At 68.2% G+C, this 22,332-nt stretch carries 22 protein-coding genes; 15 read left to right on the plus strand and 7 right to left on the minus strand.

Features of this window, described 5'->3' with window-relative positions; translation table 11 throughout:
- The first annotated feature begins 89 nt into the window (after positions 1 to 89).
- The 4 genes from Q8S38_RS10940 (at position 90) to Q8S38_RS10955 (ending at position 4,012) form a co-directional block, all read left to right on the plus strand.
- Complete coding sequence (locus Q8S38_RS10940) at positions 90 to 1,169, plus strand: LacI family DNA-binding transcriptional regulator (protein ID WP_305680443.1); 1,080 nt, start codon at positions 90 to 92, stop codon at positions 1,167 to 1,169.
- A 233-nt stretch (positions 1,170 to 1,402) separates the two neighbouring features.
- Positions 1,403 to 1,609 carry a hypothetical protein gene (locus Q8S38_RS10945; protein ID WP_305680444.1) on the plus strand — a complete coding sequence of 69 codons (207 nt, stop codon included), beginning with the start codon at positions 1,403 to 1,405 and terminating at the stop codon, positions 1,607 to 1,609.
- Entirely contained in the window at positions 1,606 to 3,039 is a 1,434-nt protein-coding gene (locus Q8S38_RS10950) for an amidase (protein ID WP_305680445.1), read from the plus strand. The genes Q8S38_RS10945 and Q8S38_RS10950 overlap by 4 nt, the downstream gene beginning before the upstream one ends.
- Positions 3,040 to 3,100: 61 nt before the next feature.
- Complete coding sequence (locus Q8S38_RS10955) at positions 3,101 to 4,012, plus strand: aminoglycoside phosphotransferase family protein (protein ID WP_305680446.1); 912 nt, start codon at positions 3,101 to 3,103, stop codon at positions 4,010 to 4,012.
- Positions 4,013 to 4,036: 24 nt separating this feature from the next.
- Here the strand turns inward: Q8S38_RS10955 and Q8S38_RS10960 are convergent, their stop codons facing one another.
- Genes Q8S38_RS10960 through Q8S38_RS10980 form a run of 5 tightly spaced genes read right to left on the minus strand, consistent with a single transcriptional unit; the run spans position 4,037 to position 8,590 of the window.
- Positions 4,037 to 4,816 carry an SDR family NAD(P)-dependent oxidoreductase gene (locus tag Q8S38_RS10960; protein ID WP_305680447.1) on the minus strand — a complete coding sequence of 260 codons (780 nt, stop codon included), beginning with the start codon at positions 4,814 to 4,816 and terminating at the stop codon, positions 4,037 to 4,039.
- A gap of 1 nt (position 4,817) precedes the next feature.
- Positions 4,818 to 5,771, minus strand: a complete 954-nt coding sequence (locus Q8S38_RS10965; RefSeq protein ID WP_305680448.1) for an acetamidase/formamidase family protein — start codon at positions 5,769 to 5,771, stop codon at positions 4,818 to 4,820.
- Positions 5,772 to 5,801: 30 nt separating this feature from the next.
- Positions 5,802 to 6,908: a DMT family transporter gene (locus Q8S38_RS10970; RefSeq protein WP_305680449.1), complete on the minus strand. Its 1,107-nt coding sequence runs from the start codon at positions 6,906 to 6,908 to the stop codon at positions 5,802 to 5,804.
- A 37-nt stretch (positions 6,909 to 6,945) separates the two neighbouring features.
- Positions 6,946 to 8,379, minus strand: a complete 1,434-nt coding sequence (locus tag Q8S38_RS10975; RefSeq protein WP_305680450.1) for an amidase — start codon at positions 8,377 to 8,379, stop codon at positions 6,946 to 6,948.
- A 1-nt stretch (position 8,380) separates the two neighbouring features.
- Positions 8,381 to 8,590 carry a hypothetical protein gene (locus Q8S38_RS10980; protein WP_069053586.1) on the minus strand — a complete coding sequence of 70 codons (210 nt, stop codon included), beginning with the start codon at positions 8,588 to 8,590 and terminating at the stop codon, positions 8,381 to 8,383.
- A gap of 384 nt (positions 8,591 to 8,974) precedes the next feature.
- Between Q8S38_RS10980 and Q8S38_RS10985 the strand changes: the two genes are divergently transcribed.
- The 11 genes from Q8S38_RS10985 (at position 8,975) to Q8S38_RS11035 (ending at position 20,642) form a co-directional block, all read left to right on the plus strand.
- Positions 8,975 to 9,682: an isochorismatase family protein gene (locus tag Q8S38_RS10985; RefSeq protein ID WP_305680451.1), complete on the plus strand. Its 708-nt coding sequence runs from the start codon at positions 8,975 to 8,977 to the stop codon at positions 9,680 to 9,682.
- Positions 9,683 to 10,098: 416 nt separating this feature from the next.
- Positions 10,099 to 11,718 carry an ABC transporter substrate-binding protein gene (locus tag Q8S38_RS10990; protein WP_305680452.1) on the plus strand — a complete coding sequence of 540 codons (1,620 nt, stop codon included), beginning with the start codon at positions 10,099 to 10,101 and terminating at the stop codon, positions 11,716 to 11,718.
- 93 nt (positions 11,719 to 11,811) lie between these two features.
- Positions 11,812 to 12,768, plus strand: a complete 957-nt coding sequence (locus Q8S38_RS10995; RefSeq protein WP_305680453.1) for an ABC transporter permease — start codon at positions 11,812 to 11,814, stop codon at positions 12,766 to 12,768.
- Positions 12,769 to 12,778: 10 nt separating this feature from the next.
- Complete coding sequence (locus Q8S38_RS11000) at positions 12,779 to 13,681, plus strand: ABC transporter permease (RefSeq protein WP_305680454.1); 903 nt, start codon at positions 12,779 to 12,781, stop codon at positions 13,679 to 13,681.
- A gap of 104 nt (positions 13,682 to 13,785) precedes the next feature.
- Positions 13,786 to 14,835, plus strand: coding sequence for an ABC transporter ATP-binding protein (locus tag Q8S38_RS11005; RefSeq protein WP_305680516.1), 1,050 nt, complete (start codon positions 13,786 to 13,788; stop codon positions 14,833 to 14,835).
- Between the two features lie 10 nt (positions 14,836 to 14,845).
- Complete coding sequence (locus Q8S38_RS11010; RefSeq protein WP_305680455.1) at positions 14,846 to 15,880, plus strand: ABC transporter ATP-binding protein; 1,035 nt, start codon at positions 14,846 to 14,848, stop codon at positions 15,878 to 15,880.
- Between the two features lie 23 nt (positions 15,881 to 15,903).
- Positions 15,904 to 16,614 (plus strand): isochorismatase family protein, encoded by a 711-nt coding sequence (locus Q8S38_RS11015; protein WP_305680456.1) that lies wholly within the window; start codon positions 15,904 to 15,906, stop codon positions 16,612 to 16,614.
- A 33-nt stretch (positions 16,615 to 16,647) separates the two neighbouring features.
- The gene (locus tag Q8S38_RS11020) at positions 16,648 to 17,649 is read left to right on the plus strand and encodes an asparaginase (protein ID WP_305680457.1); all 1,002 of its coding nucleotides are present in this window, start codon (positions 16,648 to 16,650) and stop codon (positions 17,647 to 17,649) included.
- Between the two features lie 2 nt (positions 17,650 to 17,651).
- Positions 17,652 to 18,566 carry a DMT family transporter gene (locus tag Q8S38_RS11025; protein WP_305680458.1) on the plus strand — a complete coding sequence of 305 codons (915 nt, stop codon included), beginning with the start codon at positions 17,652 to 17,654 and terminating at the stop codon, positions 18,564 to 18,566.
- Positions 18,563 to 19,720 (plus strand): AbrB family transcriptional regulator, encoded by a 1,158-nt coding sequence (locus tag Q8S38_RS11030; protein ID WP_305680459.1) that lies wholly within the window; start codon positions 18,563 to 18,565, stop codon positions 19,718 to 19,720. The genes Q8S38_RS11025 and Q8S38_RS11030 overlap by 4 nt, the downstream gene beginning before the upstream one ends.
- A 220-nt stretch (positions 19,721 to 19,940) precedes the next feature.
- Positions 19,941 to 20,642, plus strand: coding sequence for a GntR family transcriptional regulator (locus Q8S38_RS11035; protein WP_305680460.1), 702 nt, complete (start codon positions 19,941 to 19,943; stop codon positions 20,640 to 20,642).
- 50 nt (positions 20,643 to 20,692) lie between these two features.
- Here the strand turns inward: Q8S38_RS11035 and Q8S38_RS11040 are convergent, their stop codons facing one another.
- Both Q8S38_RS11040 and Q8S38_RS11045 read right to left on the minus strand, forming a co-directional pair.
- Positions 20,693 to 22,102 (minus strand): amidase, encoded by a 1,410-nt coding sequence (locus tag Q8S38_RS11040; RefSeq protein WP_305680461.1) that lies wholly within the window; start codon positions 22,100 to 22,102, stop codon positions 20,693 to 20,695.
- Positions 22,099 to 22,302: a hypothetical protein gene (locus Q8S38_RS11045; RefSeq protein WP_291821539.1), complete on the minus strand. Its 204-nt coding sequence runs from the start codon at positions 22,300 to 22,302 to the stop codon at positions 22,099 to 22,101. Before Q8S38_RS11045 ends, Q8S38_RS11040 begins: the two co-directional genes overlap by 4 nt.
- Positions 22,303 to 22,332: the final 30 nt, after the last annotated feature.

Genomic DNA, 22,332 nt, shown 5'->3' on the forward strand with positions numbered 1-22,332 from the left:
CCTTGCTTGTCAACGCGACTTTGACGCCTGATGGCTGGAGAATCGATCGCGAGCCTGCCAAGACAGCGTGACGGAAGGGGAGCCGACGCATGACCGCCACGCCCGCGCGCGCCGAGCCTGCCGCCGCTTCGCTCGCCACCGTGGCGCGCGAGGCCGGCGTCTCGGTCGCGACCGTCTCGCGCATCGTCAACGGCAAGCGCGGCCGCGCTTCGGCGCAGACGATCCTGCGCGTCGAGGATGCGATCGCGCGGCTGGGCTATCGCCCCAACCCCGTCGGGCGCGCCCTGAAGCGGCGCGCCAGCCGCGTCATCGCGATGCTGGCTCCCAACCTCGACAATCCCGCGATGGCGGCGATCGCGGTCTCGACCGAAGCCGCCCTCCGACGCGCCGGCTATGTCACGATCCTCTGCGACACCCATGACCGGCCGGACCTGCAGGATGAATATCTGGAGGCGATGCGCAGCCAGTTCGTCGCCGGTTACGTCATGGTCAGCGCGGTGAAGAGCCGGGGCCTGCAGAAGGCGGCCCAGCGCGGCGATCCGATGGTCTTCGTCGCCCGCCGCAGCCCCTTCGGCGGCGGCGCCTTCGTCGGGATCGACGATCGCGGCGCCGGCGCCGATGCCGCCGATTACCTGCTGGCGCGGGGGATCGACCGCCCGGCCGTGCTGATGGCCGCGCAGAACGCCTCAAGCACGGCGGAGCGCGCGGCAGGCTTCATCACCCGCCTGCAGGAGCGCGGCATTCCGCTGACCGCCATTCGCCAGGCCAGCGCCGAGGGGCTGAACCATATCGAGATCGGCTATGCCGCCGCGACCACGCTCGTCGCAGGCCAAGGCTGGCCCGCCGGGATCTTCTGCGTCAGTGATCTCATCGCCTATGGCGCCTACCGGCTGGCGCGGGAAGGCGATATCGCGGTGCCGCATCGCTGTGCGCTCGTCGGCGTCGACGGCAATGCGCTGAACGCCTGGCTGGCGCCCTGGCTGACCTCGATCAGAATTCCCTACGAGCAGTACGGCGGACACATCGTCTCGCAACTGCGCCTGCTCTGGGGCGGCGAGACGGGCGCGCATATTCATGTCGGCCATGGCCGCCTGAGTGGCGGGACTGACGGCGACGAGAGCAGAGGCGGCGACATCGACCGCGACGCGGCCGCTGCCCGGGTCGACTGAGTCCGGGCCGGTCCATCCGACAAGCCTCCTCGACGAGCCGACGCCGGGCATGTCAGGGCAGAGGCCCGATCTGACGGCGATCGGGCCCGCGCGAGCCCCACCACGTCGCTCCACCGCGACCCGGGAGAGAATGTATCCAAAGATCCATCTTCCTGGCATCCAGGCGCGCTTCGGCACATGGTTTGCATACAATCATGCCGTCATTATCCGCCGATTGCAGAGAGGAGATACGCATGCAGACCCCGCTGCGGGAGATCGTGGCCGTCCAGGCACGGACCTGGTCAGGCATTGAACAGCCCAATGAGGCGGCCGGCATCATGGCCGACGCGCTGAGCGTCAGCATCGCAGGCTTCACGGCGCTGCGCGGGCAGCTCGCCTTCGAGGACGAGCCGTCGAGCTTCGAGGCCGCGCTCCAGGCGACGAAGGAGCCGCAGCCATGAACGCCTCGGCGAAAAGCTCGCTCCTGCATCTCTCGCTGACCGACGCCGCCGACGCGCTGAAGGATGGCTCCGTCACCGCCGTCGAGCTCACCACCGTCGCGCTCGAGGCCTTCACCCGCGTCGACAAGGCGATCAATTCGGCGATCTGGCTGGAGGGCGCCGCTGCGCTCGAAGCCGCCGAGGCGCTCGACAAGAAGCGGAAATCCGGCGCGACACTGGGTCCGCTCCACGGCCTGCCGCTGGCCCACAAGGACATGTACTACAAGGCCGGCAAGCTCTCGACCTGCGGCTCGGCCATCCGCAAGGATTTCCGCCCGACCTATACCGCGACCGTGATGGAGCGGCTGGAGGAGGCCGGCTCGGTCACGCTCGGCGGCCTGAACATGGCCGAGTTCGCCCAGAACCCGACGGGTCATAATCAGCATTACGGCCATTGCCGCAATCCCTGGCACACCGACTACTGCACCGGCGGCTCGTCCTCCGGCTCGGGCGCGGCGGTCGCGGCGCGGCTGGTCTATGGCGCGCTCGGCTCCGACACCGGCGGCTCGATCCGGCTTCCCGCCGCGATCTGCGGCGTCACCGGCATCAAGGCGACGCAGACCCGCGTCTCGCGCCATGGCGTCATGCCGCTCTCCTTCTCGGCCGACAATGTCGGGCCGCTGACTCAGACCGCCCGCGACGCCGCCCGCTTCCTCGGCGTGATCGCAGGCCACGATCCCAAGGACCCGACCTCGGCCTCCGAGCCGGTCCCCGACTATGAGGCCGCGCTGACCGGCGACATCCGGGGCATGCGCATCGGCGTCCCCACCAACTACTTCTTCGACGGCATCGATGCAGAGGTTCAGGCCGCCTTCGACGCCATGGTCGCTGTTCTGGAGGCACGCGGCGCCGTCATCGTGCCGGTCACGATCCCGCATATGGACGCGGTTTCGACCTATGGCGGCATCGTCTCGCGCGTCGAGGGCGGCACGATCCATGCGCAATGGATGCGCCAGCGCCCGCAGGATTATGCCGTGCATCTGAGCGGCCGGCTCTATCCCTCGCAGGGCATTCCCGGCACCTATTACCTTGAGGCGCTGGCGAGGCGTGGGGCGATCCTGAAGGCGGTGGCGGCCGCGGTCTTCGGGGTCTGCGACGCCTTCATCACGCCGACGCTGCGGATGAAGGTGCCGACGCTGCTGGCGACCGACATCGACGCCGGCACGCCGGGCGCGATCGAAACCTTCCAGGACGTCTCGATCAACACGCGGCCGATCAACTATCTCGGCCTGCCCTCGGTCAGCGTGCCCTGCGGGCTCGATTCCAACGGCCTGCCGATCGGCTTCCAGATCCAGGGCCGCCCCTTCGCCGAGGCGCGCGTGCTCAAGATCGCCGACGCCTATCAGCGCGACACCGACTGGCACCGCCGCCTGCCGCCGAACGTGTCCTGATGGCTTGGCGCCGGCGGTCGCCAGCAGGCGGCCGCCGGTTCAAGCCCTGGCACCGCCTGTGATGACCGTGGCCACGCTGCATGCCGACGAGGTCGAGATCGACGCCGCTCTCGTCGGCCGGCTCGTCACCTGCCGGTTTCCGCTCTGGCGCGACCTGCCCCTGAGGCGCATCGCATCGAGCGGCACCGACAACGCCATGTTTCGGCTGGGCCGGCACCTCTGTCTGCGCCTGCCGCGCTATCCGGCCGCGGCGGCGTTCCTCGCCAAGGAGCAGCACTGGCTGCCGCGCCTGGCGCCTCTCCTGCCGCTCGCCATTCCGGTCCCTCTCGCCACGGCCCCGCCGGGCGAGGGGTATCCGTTTGCCTGGTCGGTCTGCCGCTGGATTCCCGGCGAGGACGCCCATCGCGGCCCCATCAGCGACCGCAACGGGGCGGCGCTGACGCTCGCGCGCTTCATCCAGGCGCTCCAGGCGATCGACCCGTCGGAGGGGCCGCTCAGCGGCAGCGTCGCCGTCGAGCGCGGCGTGCCGCTGCTCGAACGCGACGAGCGGGTCAGGCAGGCGATCACCGCCCTTGCCGGCGACATCGACGTCGCCGCGGTCACACGAGCCTGGGACGCAGCGCTGGCCGCGCCGCCCTGGCATGGCCCGCCCGTCTGGCTGCATGGCGACCTCCACCCCGGCAACCTGCTGCTGCGGAACGGCGCGCTCGTCGCGGTGATCGACTTCGGCGGCCTCGGCGTCGGCGATCCGGCCTGCGACCTGCTGCCCGCCTGGACGCTCTTCTCGGCCGCGGAACGCAGGGTTTTTCGGGCGCAGCTTGCCTGCGACGAAGCCGGCTGGGCGCGTGGAAAGGGCTGGGCCTTGTCGATCGCCCTGATCGCATGGCCCTATTATCGCGACACCAACCCCGCCATCGTGGACATGGCCGGCCGTACGATCGAGCGCGTCCTGGCCGATGCAGGGTCTCGCTGATCAGAGCCAGCCCGGGAGCCGCCCTCAGCGGATCGAGGGACGCCGCTGGCCGCCATCGACCTGGATGTCGGCCGCATTGATGCCCGCGGCGCGCGGCGAGACGACGAAGGCGATCGCGTCGGCGATCTCCTGGACGGTGCTCAGCCGCTTCGCCGGAAAATCCTCCGCCTCGAACTTGGCGAAATCCTCGGGCCGTTCGGTCCTGGTCTTTTCCCAGCCCCCGCCGGGGAAGATCGTCGAGCCCGGTGAGACCGCGTTCACGCGGATGCCGTGGGGCCCCAGCTCCCAGGCCAGCGAGCGCGCGGCATGGATCAGCCCGGCCTTGGCGGCGGCATATTGCGCGCCGCGCGCGGCCGGAGCGCGCCCCGAGATCGAGGCGATGAAGACGGCGTTGCCGATGTCGCTGCGGGTGAGCGCGGGCGTCGCTTCGCGCAGCGCCGCGATCGCATGGCCGACATTGAAGCGGAAGGTCTCGTCCCAGTCGGCGTCGCTCGACGTTGCCAGCTCGCGCTCGCCGAAGCTGCCGCCGGCATTGGCAATCAGGATGTCGAGCCCGCCATAGGCCGCGACCGTCTCCGTTACGGCCCGCGCCGACTCCGCGGGGCTGCGGAAATCCGCCTGGATGGTGAGCACTTCGCCGCCGACGCCCCGAATCTCGGCCGCGGTTGCGGCCAGCGTCTCCGCCCCGCGCGCCGCGATGGCGAGGCGGGCGCCCTCGCCGGCGAGCAGCAATGCGGTGGCCTTGCCGATGCCGCGGCTGCCGCCGGTGATCAGCGCGATCCGTCCCTTCAGACACAGATCCATCTCAGGCTGCCTTCGGCGAGAGAAGCTTTTTGGCGAGCATGCAGTGGATGCCCTTGGAGCCGTTCACCGTCTGCGTCACCCGCAGATCGGCGGCGATCGAGCACAGCGTATAGGCGTCCTCCCGCGAGAGGCCGGCCACCTCGCCGATCAGCATGATCATGTCGCGCAGCGCCATCTCGGCGCAGCGGTCGAGATCGGGGTCCATGCCCATGGTCAGGTAATGCGTCGGCGTCTCCGCCCGCGGATAGGTGAAGGTGAGGTCCTCGCGCAGGATGAAGGTGAAGCGGCCCTGCAGCGCGGTTTCGATCGCCGTGACGCAGACCTCGCCGTCGCCCTGCGCCGCATGGCCGTCGCCGCAGGAGAACAGCCCGCCCTCGACGAAGACCGGCAGGAAGATCGTCGCGCCCGCGACCATCTCCTTGTTGTCGAGATTGCCGCCGAAGGCACGTGGCACGATCGAGGTCACGCGGCCCCAGGCCGGCGGCGGTGCCGTGCCCATCACCCCGAAGAAGGGCGCGAGCTCGAGCTCCAGCCCCCAGGGCAGCTTGCCGATCTTGGCGTTGAGGTCGAGCGGGATGTGCAGCAGCCGCGTCGCATGGAAATCGCTCTGCAGCGTGCCGGCGAGCGGGCGGATGACGTTGTAGCCCCAGTCCTGCCGGAGCTGGATGTCTTCGATCCGCACCTCCAGCACATGGCCGGGCTTCGCGCCCTCCACCGCGATCGGCCCGGTCAGGATATGGCCGGGCAGGGTCTTCTCGGCATGGGCGTGGACGTCGGCGATCTCGGGCGGGGTGGTGAAGCCGCTGCCCGGCTTGGGGTGGACCTCCGGAGCACCGGTCACCGTGTCGACAGTGACCGTATCGCCGCTGGCGATCACGAGCTTCGGCTTCAGAGCCGCGTCAAAAAAGCCCCAATGGCAGGTCGCACCGCTGGCTTTCAGGTGATGATGGGTCATGCGTCGTCGTCCGGTTCGAGAATGGGAGCGTCAGGCAGGCGGGTTGTCCGGCGGGGGCGCGACGGCCAGGCGGCGCGCGCCGGCATTGTGGCGCATCGTATAGACCGTGCCGCCGGCGACCAGCGCGGCGCCGACGATGGTGACGAGGTTCGGAAGCTCGGCGAAGACGAGGTAACCGCTCACGGTTGCCAGCAGCAGGCGGACGAAGTCGAGCGGCGCCAACGCCGAGGCCTCGCCCATTTGGTAGGCGCGGGTGACGAGCCATTGCCCGGCGGTGCCGACGACGCCGATCCCGATCATCAGCGCCCATTCGACCGGCGTCGGCGGCGTCCAGAGGTAGACGGCGGGCAAGCCGAGCGCGATCAGCACCACGGCCCCCTGCCAGAACAGGATCGTCTCGGTGCGCTCGGACTGTCCGAGCACGCGCACCGAGATGGTGATGCCGGCGCCGAACAGCGCGCCGAGGATGGCGAGCAGCGCATAGCCGCTCATCGCCTCACCGCCCGGCCGCAGCATCACGAAGACCCCGGCGAAACCGACCGCCAGCGCGATCCAGCGCCGCCGGTCGACGACCTCGCGCAGGATGAGGATGGCGAGCAGCGTCACGAACAGCACCTGTGCGAAGCCCAGCGCCGTCGCCTCCGCCATCGGCAGATGGATCAGCGCCGTGAAGCCGCAGAGCATGGCGCCGAGCGAGAACATCCCCCGCAGGAACTGCAGCCCCGGCCGGCGCGTGTGCATGATCCGCGGCAAGGCGCGGCCGACCACCAGAGCCAGGATCAGCGTCATCACCAGCTGCCGGACGATCAGGATCTGCGGCAGCGGGATGCGTCCGCCGGCCAGCTTGATCAGCGTCATCATCACCGCGAAGGCGGTGAAGGCGGCGATCATCAACAGCGAGCCGCGCAGATTGGGCGTGGCCGCCAGCCACCAGCCGCGGGCGCGCTCCAGAGGACGTCGTCGCGCCGTCGGCAGGGCGTTCGCCGCAGCCGGCAGGGCGCTGGCGGCGAGGATCGAAGCGGCGGCCGCGAGGCTGTCCGCCGAGGCCTCGACGGTAACAAGCTCCGGAGCGGGATCCGGCTGCGCCTCGTCGGGGAGGAAGGCAACGGCGCGCGCCCCGGAATCATCCTCGCTCATGGAACCACCAGGGCGCGGCCGTCGGCGCGCCGGCGCCTCATGCCGCCTGCCTGAGCGCGGCTGTCGCCGGCCGCAGCCCCGTCAGGGCCAGCGCCTTCTCGATCTGCGCCCCGATGCGCAGAACCGTCGCCTCGTCGAAGGGCCGCCCGACGATCTGCACCGAAAGCGGCAGGCCCGAGGCGGAGAATCCGGCCGGCATCGACATCGCCGGGTTGCCGGTGACGTTGAACGGCATGGTCTGGATCGGCCAGTTCGGCGGGAAGGCGTCCGACATGCTGTCGAAGCGCGCGGCCGGCGCCAGCGCCGAGGCGCAGAGGATCGCGTCATACTGCTTGAGCAGTTGGTGGTTGACCGCGACCGCCAGCTCCCGGCGCAGGCGATAGGCCTGGGTCAGATCGGCGGCGCTTGTGGTGGCGCCCAGGATCATCCGCGTGAAGGTCAACCTGCCGAAATCAAGCGGCCGCTCGCGGTAGTCCTTTTCGTGGATGGCGAAGGCCTCCGAGAACATGATCACCCGCCCGACCGCGTTGAACAGCTCGTAATCGGGGATCGTCACCTCCTCGACGATCGCGCCGGCCTTCGCCAGCAGAGCCGCGGCGTTGTCGATCGCCGCCAGGACCTCGGGCGAGATGCCCTCGGCCTGCGCGAAGAAATGGCGTGGCAGCGCGATCTTCAGCCCGCTGACATCGCCGTCGAGCCCGCTGCGGAAATCGGGGGCGGGCACATCGGCGCTGGCGGGGTCGAGCGGATCATGGCCCGCGATGACCTCCATGGTGATCGCGCTGTCCTCGACCGTCCAGCTCAGCGGGCCGCAATGGTCGAGCGTGTAGGAGAGCGGGAAGACGCCGCGCCGCGACACCAGCCCATAGGTCGGCTTCAGCCCCACCGTCCCGCAATAGGCGGCCGGCCCGCGGATCGAGCCGCCGGTGTCGGAGCCCATCGCCATGCGGCACAGCCCCGCCGCCACCGCCGCGCCCGATCCTGAGGACGAGCCGCCGGGAATGTGCTCGGGGTTCCAGGGGTTGCGCGCCGGCGGAAACGGCAGATCGAAGCTCGGGCCGCCCAGCGCGAATTCATGCGTCGAGAGCTTGCCGAGCAGCACGCCGCCCCCGGCCTTGAGCTTCGCCGCCACGACCGAGTCGGCCGCGGGCACATTGTCGACCAGCAGCTTGGAGTGGCAGGTCGTGCGGATGCCGGCCGTGTCGTAGATGTCCTTCAGCGCATAGGGCACGCCCTGCATCGGGCCGGCGTCGCTGCCCGCCTTGAAGGCGGCGTCGGCGGCTGCGGCATCGGCGAGGGCACGCTCGGCGGTGACGGTGATGAAGCTGTTCAGCGCCCCGTCCAGCGCGGCGATCCGCGCCAGCGCGTCCTGTGCGAGCGCTGTCGCGGTCACCTGGCCCGCACGCAGGGCGGCGCCGGCCTCGGCAATGGAGAGTTCGTGCAGCGGTTTGGCGGTCAAGGTCGCGGACATGTCAGGCCCCCTTCATCAGCGTGACGAGGGAGAAGGTGTTGGAGGGCTCGGCGGCCGCCGTGCGCGGCTGGCGCAGCAGCGCGCACATGCGCTTGAGGTCGCCATAGCCGGCCAGGACGGCGTCCATCCGGTCCGCCGGGACCGCCACTTCGGCGCGCCGCAGCAGCACCTCCAGTTCGCGCTTTAGATCAGCCGCGCTCGTCTCGCTCATCGCCCTGTCCTCTGGTCCACTTTTGTCGGCCCGGGCGATGCAACCGCCATGCCATGCCCGCTTTATTGTATCCAATGCTGTGCGGCGCCTCGGGCGCCGAGTGGCTGCGATTCTCCTGTCGGCCTGCCGGAAACGGCGATGGTGAAGGGCGCATGCGCCCAATAAAACGGCGGGTCTGTCTCGGCTTATTCGGCGCGAAAGCCGCTCGTCTCGACGCTTCCGCCTCTCGCTGGAGTGAGGCGTCCATTTTGACGGCAATGCTGCATTGAATACAATCAATCGATCTTGGCATGGGCTTTGCTGCGGCGCTGGGGCTATCGCCGGCGCGGCCCGAGGCGGGGCCTGAGCCGGCGCGACCCTCATCCCGTCGATCAGGAGCGTCCCATGCACACCATCGCGATCCCGGACTACGTTCTCCAGCGCGTCGTCGAGCGGCGCGGCAAGGTCAGGCTGTTCGAGACGCTCGACCCGGCCCGCACCGCACTCATCGTGGTCGATCTCCAGAACGGCTTCATGGCGCCGGGCCAGCCGGCCGAAATCCCCTTTGCCCGCGAGATCGTGCCCAACGTCAACCGGATTGGGCAGGCGCTCAGGGCCGCCGGCGGCCTCGTCGTCTACATCCAGAACACGATCACGGAGGAGACGCAGGCCGACTGGTGCGTCTGGTTCGACAACTTCACCAAGGGTGACTTCAAGCAGCGCATGATCGCCGCCTTCGCGCGCGGCAGCTTCGGCCATGCGATCTATCCGGAGCTGGAGGTCCTGCCCGGGGATTGGGCGGTCGAGAAGCAGCGCTTCGGCGCCTTCGTCGAGGGCTCGTCGACGCTTCATACACAATTGCAGGAGCGGGGCGTCGACACGCTGATCATCGTCGGCACCGCCACGAATGTCTGCTGCGAGTCGACCGCGCGCGACGCGATGATGCTGAACTACAAGGTCGTCTTCGTCTCGGATGGCAATGCCTGCCGCACCGACGAGGAGCACAACGCGACGCTCGGCAACATCCTGGCCCTGTTCGGCGACGTCCAGTCGACAGATGAGGTGATCGCCACGATCGGCGCCGGCGCAGGCCTGCTACAGGCGGCCGAGTGAAGTCCGGCACGCCCTGCCAGACCGACCGCGCCCGCCCGGGCGCGGTCGGTTGTCAGGCAGCGCGACCGTTGCGGGCGCGTGGAGTCGGCGAAACATTGTGCAGCGCAGCACAACGCAGGCCCGATCCACGCCCGCAATGCCCGGGCGCGGGCCGCCTTGGCGAAATTGTGTGCAATAATACCCAAGCCCTCTCCCGCCGATGCTGACTCGCGGGTGATCAGATCCGCCGATATCGCACGAAACCGCCCCATTCTGGCGAAAACCAGATCCCGCGGGCGATCGGAACACGGACGGGTCCAGCATGCCGAATCAGGCCGCCGGCAAAATTGGACACAATCAAGCCGGCTTGGCACGGCCCTTGCTAAAATCATTCGGGACGCCGCTCACGACCTCATCGCATCCCGGAGGGAGCCTGCATGCCGCACAACTCGACAACATTCCGTTCGCTCGCCGCTCGCCTTGCCGCCGGCACTGCCCTGGCGTTTGGGGCCGCAGCCCTATCCTCCATCGCTCCCGCCCAGGCCCAGACGACGCTGCGCGTCGCGATGACGGCGGGCGACATCCCGGACGTCACCGGCCAGCCGGACCAGGGCTTCGAGGGCTACCGTTTCGTCGGCTACACGCTCTACGACTCGCTCATTCTCTGGGACCTCTCGCGCTCGGATGTCGAGGCCTCGCTGACGCCGGGTCTCGCCACGAAATGGGAGATCGACCCCAAGGACAGCAAGCGCTGGATCTTCACCCTCCGCAAGGACGTGAAGTTCCATGACGGGTCGGATTTCAACGCCGACGTCGTGCTCTGGAACGTCTCGCGCATCACCGATGAGAAGGTCCCGCATTTCAACGCCAAGCAGTTCGCGGCGATGCGCACCCGCACCGTCAACATCGACCGCGCCGAGAAGATCGACGACCACACCATCGCGATCATCACCAAGGAACCGGATTCGCTCTTCTACATCCAGATGAGCTTCTGGATGATGATCTCCAAGGCGCAGTTCGAGAAGGCGGGCTCCTACGAGAAATACGCCCAGATGCCCTCGGGCACCGGGCCCTACCGCTTCGCCGGGATGGTGCCGCGCGAGCGGCTGGAGCTGACCCGCAACGAGACCTACTGGAACCCCAAGCGCATCCCCAAGCATGACCGGCTGGTGCTGCAGCCGATGCCGGAGGCAACCACGCGGGCCGCGGCGCTGCTCTCGGGGCAGGTCGATTTCATCGAGGCGCCCTCGCCCGACACGATCGCGCGGCTGAAATCCTCAGGCATGCAGGTCATCACCCTGCCCTATCCGCATAACTGGCACTACCAGTTCAACTTCGTCGACGGCCCCTTCAAGGACGTTCGCGTGCGCCAGGCGGCGAACTACGCGATGGACCGCGGCGAAATGGTCGAGATGCTGAACGGCCTGGCCCAGGAGGGCTATGGCACCGTGCCGCCCAGCTCGCCCTATTTCGGCAAGCCGGTCCTCTACAAGCTGGATCCGAAGAAGGCGACGGCGCTGCTCAAGGAGGCGAAATGCTTCCCCTGCGAGGTCACGCTGGCGATCTCGACCTCCGGCTCGGGCCAGATGCAGCCGCTGCCGATGAACGAGCTGGTCAAGTCGCAGCTCGAGGCGGTCGGCTTCAAGGTCAAGCTCGAGGTGATGGACTGGAACGCCCTGCTCGACGTCACCTTCAAGGGCCGCGAGAAGTTCCCCGCCTACCACGCCGTCAATGTCAGCCGCGCCACGCAGGATCCCTTCTCCGGCATCTTCCGCTTCGCCATGCGCAAGCAATGGGCCCCGGCCGGCGGCAACTGGGGCCACTACGAGAACCCCGAGATCGAGAAGCTGATCACGGAGATCTACAACACCTTCGACCAGACGAAGCGCGACGCGATGATCACCCGCGTCCACGAGATCATGAACGCGGACGCCGCCATGCTCTTCGTCACCCATGACCTGAACCCGCGGGCGCTCTCGCCCAAGGTCAAGGGCTTCGTCCAGGCCCAGAGCTGGTTCCAGGACCTGACGCCGATCACCGTCGGCACCACGAACTGACGCGGCCTTGCCTTCGGGATGCGGCCCGTCGGGGCCGCATCCCCCTCCGAGCCCAAAGCGATCCAGGACCCGAGCCGACCGAAGGAGACCTCCATGTGGCACTACATCGCCCGTCGCATCGTCTACGCGATCCCGATTGCCATCGGCGTCACGGTCTTCTGCTTCGCGCTGGTCTTCCTGGCCCCGGGCAACCCCGTCCAGATGCTGCTCCCGGCCGATGCCAGCCAGGAGGTCGTCGACCTCATCATGAAGACCTACGGCTTCGACCGGCCGCTGCCGGTCCAGTACTGGACCTGGCTGACGCGCGCCGTCGTCGGTGACCTCGGGGTCTCGATCCAGTCCAACCGGCCGGTGATCGACGAGGTGCTGCGCGCGCTCGGCAACACCATCTTCCTCTCCTTCGGCGCGGTGATGCTGGCCTTCTCCATCGCCTTCGTGCTCGGCACGCTGGCGGCCTATTACCGGGGCAGCGCGACCGATCGCGGCGTCACCGCCCTGTCGATCGTCGGCGTCTCGATCCCCAATTACTGGCTCGGCATCGTCCTGGTCATCATCTTCGCCGTCGAGCTGAACTGGCTGCCGGCGACCGGCATGGGGCCGCGCGGCTCGGAGACCTTCAATCTCTTCGAATGGTCCCATTTCAAGCATGTGATCCTGCCGATCGTGACGCTCTGCATGGTGCCGGTCGGCATGATCACCCGCACCACGCGCTCCGCCGTCTCGGAGGTGCTCGGCAACGAATTCGTCAATACGCTGCGGGCCAAGGGGCTCGGCGAGCTCGCGGTGATCCGGCACGCGCTGAAGAACGCCATGCCGCAGATCCTGGCCGTGATGGGTCTGCAGTTCGGCTACCTGATGGGCGGCTCGATCCTGGTCGAGACGATCTTCAACTGGCCGGGCACGGGCTTCCTGCTGAACAAGGCGATCCTGACGCGCGACATCCCCGTCCTGCAGGGCACGATCCTGATCCTCGCCCTCGTCTTCGTCTTCACCAACCTCGTCGTCGACCTGTTCCAGACCGCGGTCGACCCGCGCATCAAGCGCTCCTGAGGAGGCGGCCATGACCGATTTTACCACGGCGACCCGCCTGCTCGCAGCGGAAGAAGAGGCCCCGGCCACCAAGGTTCGCGGCTACTGGCAGAATGTCGGCTACCGCCTGCGCTACGACTACGTGACGCTCGCCTTCGCACTGGTCATCGTCCTGATCATCGCGATGGCGGTGTTCGCGCCCTGGATTGCGCCCAAGGATCCCTACAAGACCTCGATGGCCTTCCGGCTGCGCCCGGTCGGCTTCCGCGACTTCCATCTCGGCACCGACGAGCTCGGCCGCGACATCCTCTCGCGCCTGATCCATGGCGGGCGCATGTCGCTGCTAATGGGCGTGGTGCCGGTGGTCTTCGCCACCTTGATCGGCGGCTTCCTCGGCGTGCTCGCCGGCTTCATCGGCGGCAAGCTGAACATGGCGATCATGCGGACCATGGACGTCTTCTACGCCTTCCCCTCGATCCTGCTGGCGGTCGCGATCTCCGGCGCCATGGGCGGCGGCATGATGAACGGTATGGTCGCGCTGACGCTGGTCTTCATCCCGCCGCTCTGCCGCATTGCCGAGACGGCGACCACCCAGGTCCGCGGGCTCGATTTCGTCGAGGCGGCGCGCGCCTCGGGCGGCTCGACCCGGTCGATCATCGCCACCCACATCCTCGGCAACGTGCTCGGGCCGATCTTCATCTACGCCTCAGGCCTGGTCTCGGTCTCGATCCTGATCGCCTCGGGCCTCTCCTTCCTCGGCCTCGGCGTCGAGCCGCCGCATCCCGACTGGGGGCTGATGCTCTCGACCCTGCGCCAGTCGATCTACGTCAACCCGATCGTCTGCGCGCTGCCGGGCGTGATGATCTTCGTCACCTCACTCGCCTTCAACATGGTCAGCGACGGGCTGCGCCAGGCGATGGACGTCAGACTGTGAAAGGGCCCGCCATGTCCACGACACCCGCTCCGACAGCCCGCCCGCCGCAGCTCGCGACCGTGCCCGAGGGAGACCTCCGCGATCGCGGCGGCCCCTCGCAGCCGATGCTGATCGTCTCCGATCTGAAGAAGCATTTCGCGATCAAGGGAGGAATGCTCAACCGCACGCAGGGGCATGTGAGGGCCGTCGACGGCGTCTCCTTCACCGTGCTCAAGGGCGAGACGCTCGGCGTCGTCGGCGAGTCCGGCTGCGGCAAGTCCACCCTGGCGCGGCTGTTGATGCACCTCATTCCCTATGACCAGGGCGAGGTTCTGTTCGACGGCGAGTCGATCGGCGGCGTCCGCGGCCTGACCATGAAGGAGTTCCGGCGCGCCATGCAGATGGTGTTCCAGGACAGCTACTCCTCGCTCAACCCGCGCCTCCCGGTCGAGGAATCGATCGCCTACGGCCCACGCGTCCATGGCATTCCCCCCGCCAAGGCCAAGGAGATCGCCCGCGAACTCCTGACCAAGGTCGGGCTCAAGCCCGATCTCTTCGCCCAGCGCTATCCGCACGAGCTCTCCGGCGGCCAGAAGCAGCGCGTCAACATCGCCCGGGCGCTCGCGCTCGAGCCGCGGCTGCTCATCCTCGACGAGGCTGTCTCGGCGCTCGACAAATCGGTCGAGGCGCAGGTGCTGAACCTGCTGCGCCAGCTCAAGCGCCACTTCAACCTGACCTATGTCTTCATCAGCCACGATCTCGACGTGGTGCAGTACATCTCCGACCGCGTGCTGGTGATGTATCTCGGCGAGATCGTCGAGATCGGGCCGGTGGATGCGATCTACGAGCATCCCAAGCACCCCTACACCCGCGCGCTGCTGGCCTCGCGGCTCTCCTTCGATCCCGCCGAGCGCGTCCATGAGGCGCCGCTGACCGGCGATCCGCCCAACCCGATCAACCCGCCCTCCGGCTGCCGCTTCCGCACCCGCTGCCCGATGGCGGAAAGCGTCTGCGCGGAAACCTCGCCCCGGCTCGAGGGCGCCGTCGCGGCCGACCTCCATGTCGCCGCCTGCCACGTCCAGAACCCGGGCTCTGGCCACAGCCTCGCCGGCAAGGCGCCGGTGCTGGTGCCCAGGCCGAAGGTCGGCGCCGCCGCCCTGGCCGCCACCGCGTGAGGAGAAACCGATGACGACAGCCCTAGCGCCATCCGCCGTTCCCGGCCCCGTTGCCCTCGCCGCGGTCCGCCCGCTGGTCGAGGTCGAGGATCTCTCGGTCAAATTCGTCAGCCGCGAGGCGACGGTCTCGGCCGTGAACGGCGTCTCCTTCTCGATCCAGCCGGGCGAGGTGCTCTGCATCATCGGCGAATCCGGCTCCGGCAAATCCGTGACGATGCGCGCCTTGATGCGGCTCCTGCCCAAGGGCCGGGCCAGGATCGGCGGCAAGATGCGCGTCGGCGATCACGACATCATGGCGCTCAGCGACAAGGAGCTGACCCAGATACGCGGCTCCACCATCTCGATGATCTTCCAGGAGCCGATGACGGCGCTCGACCCCGTCTACACGATCGGCCACCAGATCGCCGAGACCGTGGTCAAGCACGAGGGCTGCTCCTATGCCGACGGGCTTAAGCGCGGGCTGGAACTGCTCGAATTCGTCAAGGTGCCCTCGCCGGAGCGGCGCCTGAAGGCCTATCCGCACGAGCTCTCCGGCGGACTGCGCCAGCGCGCGATGATCGCGATGGCACTGTCCTGCCGGCCGCAGCTCCTGCTGGCCGACGAGCCGACGACGGCGCTCGACGCGACCGTGCAGATCCAGGTGCTGGTGCTGCTGCGCAAGCTCCAGCGCGACATGGGCATGAGCGTGATCTTCGTCACCCATGATCTCGGCGTCGCCGCCCAGATCGCCGACCGTGTCGCGGTGATGTATGCCGGCCGCGTCGTCGAATCCGGCCCGGTGCGCGACGTGCTGATGAACCCGCAGCATCCCTATACCCGCGGCATGCTCGCCTCCTCCGTCCATGGCAGCGCGCGCGGCGTCGACATCGAGGCGATCCCTGGCTCGCCGCCGGACATGCGCCGCCTGCCGCCGGGCTGCGCCTTCGCGCCGCGCTGCAAATTCGCCGACGAGGCCTGCCGCGCGGCGAGCCCGCCGGAAACCTCGCCCGCGCCCGACCGGACCGTCTGCTGCTTCAAGGTCGGCGCGCCCGCCCTGTCCTCCTGACCCCTCGCACGAGAGAGCCCGCCATGCACAAGGTCGAGATTCCCGCCTATGTCACGGAGCATGTCGTCGCCCGTCGCGGCGTCGAGCATGTCTATGCCGATCTCGATCCCGCCCGCACGGCGCTGATCGTGGTCGATCTCCAGAATGGCTTCATGATGCCGGGCGTCGCCCATGCGCTCTGCAACACGGCCCGCGAGATCGTGCCCAACGTCAACCGGATCGCCGACGCCGTGCGCCGGACCGGCGGCAAGGTGTTCTGGATCAAGAACACCCATGACGAGGCCTGCCTGACCTCCTGGTCGCATTTCCACGAGGATCTGACGCGGCCGGAGCGGCGCGGAGCCCGCGTCGAATCCATGTCGGAAGGCAAGCTCGGCCACGAGCTTTGGGCCGATCTCGAGGTCAGTCCGGAGGACGAGATCGTTCAGAAGACGCGTTTCAGCGCCTTCATCCAGGGCTCGTCCGATCTCGAGGTGCGGCTGCGCGCACAGGGCTACGACACGCTGATCATCACCGGCACGGTGACCAATGTCTGCTGCGAATCGACCGCCCGTGACGCCATGATGCTGAACTTCAGGACGATCATGGTCACCGACGGTAATGCCGCCAATTCCGATGCCGAGCACAACGCCTCGCTGATCGCCTTCTACCTCACCTTCGGCGACATCATGGACACGCAGATGCTGATCGGCTGTCTTGAGACAAACGCCCGCTTCCGCGAGGCGGCCGAGTAACCCGGCGCGCGCGCCCGACACCCAGAGAGAGATATGCCTGTTTTGCCCAAGGTCGCGGTCATTGGGACCGGCGGCACGATCTGTTCCATCGGCACCGGCCCCTTCGACATCCTCGACTACGGCGCCAATGAGAAGATGCTCCATGCCGACGCGCTGGTCGCGATGTTTCCCGACGTCGCCCAGCTTGCCGAGATCATCGCCGTTCCGTTCAAGGCGGTGCCGAGCCCCAATATCTTCTTCGAGGACTGGAAGGCGCTCGTCCTGACCTGCGACCGGCTGGTCGCCGAGCATCCCGACCTCGCCGGCATCGTCATCCTCCACGGCACCGCCTCGCTGGAGGAGACGGCCTATTTCCTCAGCCTGACGGTGAAGGTGTCGGTGCCTGTCGTCGTCGTCGGCTCGCAGCGCCCGGCGAGCGCGCTGTCGACCGATGCGGGGATGAACCTCGCCAATGCGATCCGCACCGCGGCTTGCCAGCAGGCGCGCGGGCTCGGCGTTCTCGTCCTGCTGAACGACGAGATCCACGCCGCCCGCGACGTCACGAAGACCTCGACCTTCCGGCTGCAGACCTTCCGCTCGCCTGATTTCGGCGTGCTCGGCCATGCCGATGGCGATGCCGTCGTGTTCTACCGCAAGCCGCTGCGGAAGGCGGCGCCAGACACGGAGTTCGACATCCGCAGCCTCGACGCCCTGCCGCGCGTCGATATCGTGCTGGCCTATACCGGCTCGGACGGCACGGCGGCCCGTGCCTTCGTCGCGGCCGGCGCCAAGGGCATCATCTCGGCCGGCTTCGCGCCGGGCTTCGCCGGCCCGGCCGATTTCGAGGTGCTCAAGGAGGCCGTGGCGGCTGGCATCGTCGTGATGCAATCGACCCGCGCCGGCTCGGGCCGCACCTTCAAAGGCAAGCGCCTGCGCGACGCCGGCTTCCTGATCACCGACAATCTCACGCCGCAGAAGGCGCGGCTGCTTCTCGCGCTGGCGCTGACGATCAGCGCCGAGCCGGCCGAGATCGAACGCATCTTCCTGACCTATTGACGATGACCGTGATCCTGAAGGCGCCGGCGGGGGAGGAGCGCGACGCGCGACGCGGCGTCGTGATGATGCTCGTCGGGTTGGCGCTGTTCTCGATCCTGAACGGTGTCGTCAAGGCGCTGGCCGAGACCTTCGCGGTCAACCAGATCGTCTTCTTCCGCAACGGCTTCGCGCTCGTTACCCTGCTGCTGATGGCGCGCGGGCTCGGGGGCTTTGCCGCGCTGAAGGTCCACAACCGTCCCGGCATGGCGCTGCAGGCGGTTCAGTTCACCGCCGTGCTGCTCTTCATCTTCGTGGCCTATCGCCACATGCCCCTCGCCGACGCGACCGCGATCTCCTTCCTGCAGCCGGTGCTCGTCCTGCTGCTCTCGGCGCCGCTGCTCGGCGAGAAGGTGACGCGGCTGGGCTGGATCGCCCTCCTGCTGGGCTTGGGCGGCGTCCTGTTGATGATCAAGCCGACGGGTGGCGGCAGCCTGTTCGGCCTGACCATGTCAGTCATCGGCACGGTCTTCAGCGCGCTCTCGCTGATCCAGCAGCGCAGCCTCTCGCGCAACGAGACCTCGCTTGCGATCGCCTTCTGGACCCTGGCCGGGTCGGCGCTGCTCGTCCTGCCGAGCCTGCCCTTCAACTGGGTCCAGCCGACGCCGGCGCAATGGGCGCTGCTAATCGGCAACGGCCTGGCCTCGGGCGCCTGCCAGTACCTTACCACCCGCGCCCTGTTCCACACGCCGGTGGCGACGATCGCGCCGCTCTCCTACACCAAGATGCTCTGGGCCCTGATCGTGGGTTTCGTCTGGTTTGGCGACGTGCCGACCCTGCTGGTCCTCGGCGGCTCGGCGATCGTGATCGCTGCGAGCGCGCTGGTCTATCTGGCCCCCAAGCCCGTGCCCGCCCCGGTCAGGCTCGAAGAAGCGCCATGAAGCTCCTGACATCCCCCGTCGCAGCCTGGATGCGGGACGTCCGGGCCGGCTTTGCCGCCATGCGACCCTCCCGCTTCCCCTATCCCCGCTTCGCCCTGGCGCTGGCGCTCGGTGTGGCGGGCGGCCTGCTGTTCCAGCGGCTGTCGCTGCCCTTGCCCTGGATGATGGGCCCGATGGTGTTCTGCACGCTCGCGGCGCTGCTGCGCCTGCCGGTGGCCGCGCCGCCGGTGATCCGCCCGCCCATGACGATGGTGATCGGCGTCATGCTGGGTGCGGCCTTCAGCCCCGATCTCATGGCGCGCATCCCGCAATGGTGGCCGGCGACGCTCGGGCTCGTCGCCTTCATCGCGCTGTGCGGCGGCTCGGTTGTCTGGTATTTCCGGGCCATCGGCGGCTATGACCGCACCACCGCCTATTTCGCCGGCATGCCGGGCGGGCTGGTCGAGATGATCAGCATTGGCGAGGAGCGCGGCGGCGACGGCCAGGTCATCGCGCTAGTCCATTCGGTCCGGATCCTGCTCATCGTCATGACCCTGCCCTTCGCCATCCAATGGCTCGAGGGCGTCTCGCTGAACCGGATGGCCGGCGCGGTCTCGATCCTCTCGACCCCCGCCACCGCCGAACTCTGGCTCCTCGGCTGCGGCCTTGCCGGCTGTCTCATCGGCCATATGCTGAACCTGCCCGCGAGATATCTGCTCGGGCCGATGCTGGTCAGCGCCGCCGTCCATCTCGCGGGCTGGAGCGACTTCAAGCCGCCCTTCGAGATCGTCAACGCCGCCCAGTTGATCCTCGGCGTCGTCATCGGCTGCCGCTTCGCGGGAACGGCGCCGCGCACCGTCGGGCACATTATCCTGCTTTCCCTGGGATCGACCGCGATCCTGCTGTTCTGGACCGCCGCCTGTGCCGCCCTGGTGTCCTGGCTGACCGGGTTTCGCGCCATGACGCTGATCCTGGCCTATTCGCCCGGGGGCTTGGCGGAAATGAGCCTGATCGCGCTCGCCGTCCATGCCGAGGTCGCCTTCGTCGCCGCCCACCACATCATCCGCATCTTCGTGGTGATGGTGGCCGCCGCACCCGTCTACGCCGTGATCGCCCGTCTGGGGCGCCGCGAGGCTGGGCAGGCTGAGCGGCGCGCCGGCATGCCGGCCGAGTAGACGCCTCGGCCACGATCGATTGCATACAGTTGGTTCAAGCGCCCCCGATCATGCACACTTTGTCGTCAAGGCCCGCGCTTGCTCGTTGACTTGCGGCAGAACTGCCACTAATCGCCTGCGGACTGTACACGATCGATATGATTCTGCTGCACGCATGGTCATGTCGAACCCCGGAGAAGCCCACCGCTTCATCGGCCTACTAGCAACAGGATGGCACATCATGGCGACCCGCGGCGTCTCGGTCACGAACAAGCTCAGGGAAGCCTTGCTCGGGGGCGAATACGCCGGTGGCACGCGCCTGAACGAGGTCGACCTGGCAGACAGCCTGGCGGTGTCGCGGACCCCGATCCGCGCCGCGCTCTCGACCCTCGCGGCCGAAGGCTTGCTCGAATACCGCCCCAACAGCGGCTATGCGGTCAAATCCTTCGCCGCCAAGGATATCGAGGGGATCTATGTCGTGCGCGCCAATCTCGAGGGGCTGGGTGCGCGCCTCGTCGCGCAGCAGGGCCTTTCCGACCTCCATCGCGGCCTGCTCCATAAGGTGCTGACGGAGAGCGAGGAACTGCAGAATGTCGAGGATTGGAACGACGAGGTCTCAGATGTCTGGCGCGATCTCAACGACCGCTTCCACAACACGCTGATCGAGGCCTCCGGCAACTCCCATCTGGCGATGATGCTGCGCAAGTCGCGTGCGATCCCGCTGCTGAACCAGCTCAAATTCCGCTGGTTCGATCTCGGGACCCTGGCGCGCGCCCATGACGATCATTGCCAGATCTTCGCCGCCATCACCGGCGGACAGGTCGTCCGCGCCGAGAGCATCGCCTCCGAACACGTCTATCGCTCGGGCCAGCGCATCATCGAGCATTGGCGCAAGATGGATACACGCAAGCCCGTCGCGGCCGCCAAGGCCCGCGCAGCCTGATTGCAGGCGAACGGCACGGCCCGGAGGCCGTGCCGTAGAGCGGACCTTCCTCAGGCGGCCTTCGCCAGTCCCAGCATATCCGGGCGGCGATCGCGCCAGGCCGTGGCCTGCTCGAAGGCATGGGCCGCCCGCAGCAGCATCGCCTCCGCGAAAGGCCGTGCCGCCAGCTGGATCGAGATCGGCAGGCCATTGGGGCCGAAGCCCGCGGGCACGCAGATCGCCGGCATCCCGGTCAGGTTGAAGGCCATGGTGAAGTTCGGCTTGTCGAGATTGTCCCAGCGCGGCACCTGGTCGATCGGCGGAGCCTCGTCGGGGTTGCCGGCGGTGAGCAGCACATCGACGCCAGCCATCGCCGCCGCCATTTCCGCGATCAGCTCGCGCCGGCGCCGCAGTGCCTGGACATAGTCCATGCCGGTGCAGAGCGCGGCGAAGACGAGGCGGTCGCGATAGCGCTGCCCGAACTTCTCCGGATTTTTCAGCATCATCCGCTCATAGGCCGCGCCGCGCTCGACCGTCGAGATGAAAAAGCCGGCCGCATTGTACTCGTGCATGGCCGAGAGCTTGATCTCGACGATCTCCGCGCCGAGGCTGTCATAGGCGGCGATCGCGGCGTCGATGCCGGCCTTGACCGCAGGCGCCACCGGCCGGTCGGTCTCGTGCCAGCGGCTGAGCACACCCACTTTCAGCCCCTTGGCCCCCTTGCCGAGGCCGGCGGTGTAGTCGGGCACCGCCCTGTTCGCGCTGGCGGGATCGGCGGGATCATGGCCGGCGAGCGCCTGCAGCATCAGCGCGCAATCCTCCGTCGTCCAGGCCATCGGGCCGATATGGTCGAGCGAATAGGCCGCCGGCGCGACGCCGGCGCGGCTGACCAGCCCATAGGTCGGCTTGAGGCCGACGATGCCGCAGAGCGCCGCAGGGCCGCGGATCGAGCCACCCGTATCGGTGCCGAGGCCGCCGAGCACGAGGCCGGCCGCGACCGCAGCGCCTGTACCGCTCGAGGAGCCCGCCGTGAAACGCTGCGTGTTCCAGGGATTGCGCGAGGGCGGCCAGGGCAGGTCGAAGGAGGGGCCACCATCGGCGAATTCATGCGTGGTCAGCTTGCCCATCAGCACGGTGCCGGCAGCATCGAGCGCTGCGGCGCAGGTCGCGTCGGTGTCGGGGATATTGCCGATGTTGTGGGCGGACTGGCAGGTCGTCAGGATCCCCTTGGTGTCGATGATGTCCTTGAGGCCGATCGGGATGCCGTGCAGCGGCGATGTCGGCCCCGAGGCCTTGATTTGCGCTTCGGCCTTCTTCGCGTCGGCCCGGGCGCGATCCTCGGTCAGGGTGACGAACGCGTGCAGCTCCGGCTCGAAGGCCTTGACGCGGGAAAGGCACATCTCGGTCAGCTCGACCGGGGACAGCTTGCCGGCCTTGATCAGGGCGGCGGCCTCGCTGATGGTCAGGATGTCCGTGCTCATCGGGCGCTCTCCTCGGTCGGGAAGCTGAAGATATGGGCCGGCTCGGCCATGTAGCTGCGCTCGCCCCGGATCCGGGCCGACATCTCGACGATGTAGCCATAGGCCTCGGCATATTCGGCGACCTGCTCGGGCGTCAGGGTGAAGCCGGCCCGCGCCAGGAAGGCGCTCATCTCGGCTTCGGATGCGATCGGTGTCGGCATGGCTGGCGGTTCTCCTGTGGCGCGGGTCGA

Origin of the sequence: Allobosea sp. (assembly GCF_030695125.1) — a bacterium.
Lineage (GTDB): Bacteria > Pseudomonadota > Alphaproteobacteria > Rhizobiales > Beijerinckiaceae > Allobosea.

Bases quoted from the DNA above. Each gene is read 5' to 3' on its own strand.
- Q8S38_RS10940 (WP_305680443.1), top strand. From the start codon at position 90: ATGACCGCCACGCCCGCGCGCGCCGAGCCTGCCGCCGCTTCGCTCGCC.
- Q8S38_RS10945 (WP_305680444.1), top strand. From the start codon at position 1,403: ATGCAGACCCCGCTGCGGGAGATCGTGGCCGTCCAGGCACGGACCTGG.
- Q8S38_RS10950 (WP_305680445.1), top strand. From the start codon at position 1,606: ATGAACGCCTCGGCGAAAAGCTCGCTCCTGCATCTCTCGCTGACCGAC.
- Q8S38_RS10955 (WP_305680446.1), top strand. From the start codon at position 3,101: ATGACCGTGGCCACGCTGCATGCCGACGAGGTCGAGATCGACGCCGCT.
- Q8S38_RS10960 (WP_305680447.1), bottom strand. From the start codon at position 4,816: ATGGATCTGTGTCTGAAGGGACGGATCGCGCTGATCACCGGCGGCAGC.
- Q8S38_RS10965 (WP_305680448.1), bottom strand. From the start codon at position 5,771: ATGACCCATCATCACCTGAAAGCCAGCGGTGCGACCTGCCATTGGGGC.
- Q8S38_RS10970 (WP_305680449.1), bottom strand. From the start codon at position 6,908: ATGAGCGAGGATGATTCCGGGGCGCGCGCCGTTGCCTTCCTCCCCGAC.
- Q8S38_RS10975 (WP_305680450.1), bottom strand. From the start codon at position 8,379: ATGTCCGCGACCTTGACCGCCAAACCGCTGCACGAACTCTCCATTGCC.
- Q8S38_RS10980 (WP_069053586.1), bottom strand. From the start codon at position 8,590: ATGAGCGAGACGAGCGCGGCTGATCTAAAGCGCGAACTGGAGGTGCTG.
- Q8S38_RS10985 (WP_305680451.1), top strand. From the start codon at position 8,975: ATGCACACCATCGCGATCCCGGACTACGTTCTCCAGCGCGTCGTCGAG.
- Q8S38_RS10990 (WP_305680452.1), top strand. From the start codon at position 10,099: ATGCCGCACAACTCGACAACATTCCGTTCGCTCGCCGCTCGCCTTGCC.
- Q8S38_RS10995 (WP_305680453.1), top strand. From the start codon at position 11,812: ATGTGGCACTACATCGCCCGTCGCATCGTCTACGCGATCCCGATTGCC.
- Q8S38_RS11000 (WP_305680454.1), top strand. From the start codon at position 12,779: ATGACCGATTTTACCACGGCGACCCGCCTGCTCGCAGCGGAAGAAGAG.
- Q8S38_RS11005 (WP_305680516.1), top strand. From the start codon at position 13,786: ATGCTGATCGTCTCCGATCTGAAGAAGCATTTCGCGATCAAGGGAGGA.
- Q8S38_RS11010 (WP_305680455.1), top strand. From the start codon at position 14,846: ATGACGACAGCCCTAGCGCCATCCGCCGTTCCCGGCCCCGTTGCCCTC.
- Q8S38_RS11015 (WP_305680456.1), top strand. From the start codon at position 15,904: ATGCACAAGGTCGAGATTCCCGCCTATGTCACGGAGCATGTCGTCGCC.
- Q8S38_RS11020 (WP_305680457.1), top strand. From the start codon at position 16,648: ATGCCTGTTTTGCCCAAGGTCGCGGTCATTGGGACCGGCGGCACGATC.
- Q8S38_RS11025 (WP_305680458.1), top strand. From the start codon at position 17,652: ATGACCGTGATCCTGAAGGCGCCGGCGGGGGAGGAGCGCGACGCGCGA.
- Q8S38_RS11030 (WP_305680459.1), top strand. From the start codon at position 18,563: ATGAAGCTCCTGACATCCCCCGTCGCAGCCTGGATGCGGGACGTCCGG.
- Q8S38_RS11035 (WP_305680460.1), top strand. From the start codon at position 19,941: ATGGCGACCCGCGGCGTCTCGGTCACGAACAAGCTCAGGGAAGCCTTG.
- Q8S38_RS11040 (WP_305680461.1), bottom strand. From the start codon at position 22,102: ATGAGCACGGACATCCTGACCATCAGCGAGGCCGCCGCCCTGATCAAG.
- Q8S38_RS11045 (WP_291821539.1), bottom strand. From the start codon at position 22,302: ATGCCGACACCGATCGCATCCGAAGCCGAGATGAGCGCCTTCCTGGCG.